Below are 568 nucleotides of genomic sequence, written 5' to 3'. Positions count from 1 at the left end.
AAACGGGTATTTGCCCCTGACCGCGGCTTATCGCAGCTTATCACGTCCTTCTTCGCCTCCGAGAGCCAAGGCATCCTTCATGTGCCCTTGTCTCCTTTCCTTTGTTTATCTTGTAACGACCCGTGTCTCGAAGACACGCGTCCGTTCGCTCGTTCTCGATGAGATTTTCTTTTTTCTCGTGTATCCCGATACGTGTTTGCGGTCACGTATCGGCGCTTCCAATATGTCAATGTCCTCTTTCCTGTTATCGTAGTCCCTGGCAGAGTTGAACTGCCGACCTCTACATTATCAGTGTAGCGCTCTAACCAACTGAGCTAAGGGACTGCATTTCAACCTCCACCCCGGGAGGATGACGCTATGAGTAAGCAACAGACCTGAAGCAGCACAAAGGTGTCTCCCCTGTTTTCTGTCGTAGCCCCGGCCGAGACATCAAAGATGTCCCGCTCCAGAAAGGAGGTGTTCCAGCCGCACCTTCCGGTACGGCTACCTTGTTACGACTTAGCCCCAGTCACCAGTTTTACCTTAGGGCGCTCCTTGCGGTCACGCACTTCAGGCACTCCCGGCTTCC

General features: G+C 53.3%; 1 tRNA gene and 2 rRNA genes. All 3 read right to left on the bottom strand.

Annotation, left to right across the window (positions count from 1 at the left end):
• A 23S ribosomal RNA gene (locus E4T81_RS15820) occupies nt 1-101 on the bottom strand; the annotation flags it as partial.
• 149 nt (nt 102-250) lie between these two features.
• Nucleotides 251-324: transfer RNA gene (locus E4T81_RS15515), tRNA-Ile, on the bottom strand.
• A 125-nt stretch (nt 325-449) separates the two neighbouring features.
• Nucleotides 450-568: ribosomal RNA gene (locus E4T81_RS15510) — 16S ribosomal RNA — on the bottom strand; the annotation flags it as partial.

Origin of the sequence: Barnesiella sp. WM24 (assembly GCF_004570975.1) — a bacterium.
Taxonomy (GTDB): domain Bacteria; phylum Bacteroidota; class Bacteroidia; order Bacteroidales; family Muribaculaceae; genus Muribaculum.
Note: the sequence above shows the minus strand (reverse complement) of the source record. Positions and strands in the feature narration are given on the sequence as shown.